Origin of the sequence: Brevibacterium otitidis (assembly GCF_042429315.1) — a bacterium.
Taxonomy (GTDB): domain Bacteria; phylum Actinomycetota; class Actinomycetes; order Actinomycetales; family Brevibacteriaceae; genus Brevibacterium; species Brevibacterium otitidis.
The window spans coordinates 1-506 of the sequence record NZ_JBHMAU010000076.1; the positions used below are offsets into that span (position 1 = coordinate 1).

General features: G+C 69.2%; 1 protein-coding gene. It reads left to right on the top strand.

All coding sequences use genetic code 11. From position 1 onward, the window contains the following. A partial coding sequence (locus ACFFN1_RS13510) for an amidohydrolase family protein (protein ID WP_376841351.1) occupies nt 1–506 on the top strand: 506 nt, incomplete at both ends.

Here is a 506-nt window from a genome sequence, read left to right on the forward strand (position 1 = left end):
ACCCCGGGCATCATCGACTGCCACGTCCACGTCTGCTTCTCCGAGGCCGGCTCGCTCGCCTCGTTCACCGAACCGTTCTCGCTGCAGTTCTACAAGTCCGTCGACCACCTCCAGCGCACCCTCCGCGCCGGTGTCACCACGGCCCGCGATGCAGGCGGCGCCGATGCCGGCACCCGGCATGCGCTCGACGCCGGCCTCATCAACGGCCCTGACCTGCGTCTGGCGATCTCGATCATGTCCCAGACCGGCGGCCACGGTGACGGCCGGATGCTCTCGGGCTGCTCGACGCCGATGCATGTCGAGCATCCCGGCCGGCCCAATGGTGTGGCCGACGGGCCCGAGGCGGTGCGCAAGAAGGTGCGTGAGATTCTGCGGGCGGGCGCCGATCAGATCAAGATCTGCTCGACCGGCGGGGTGCTCTCACCGATGGACGACCCGCGGCATTCCCAGTTCACGGAAGAGGAGATCGCCGTCATCGTCGCCGAGGCCCGCGCCCAGGGCACCTA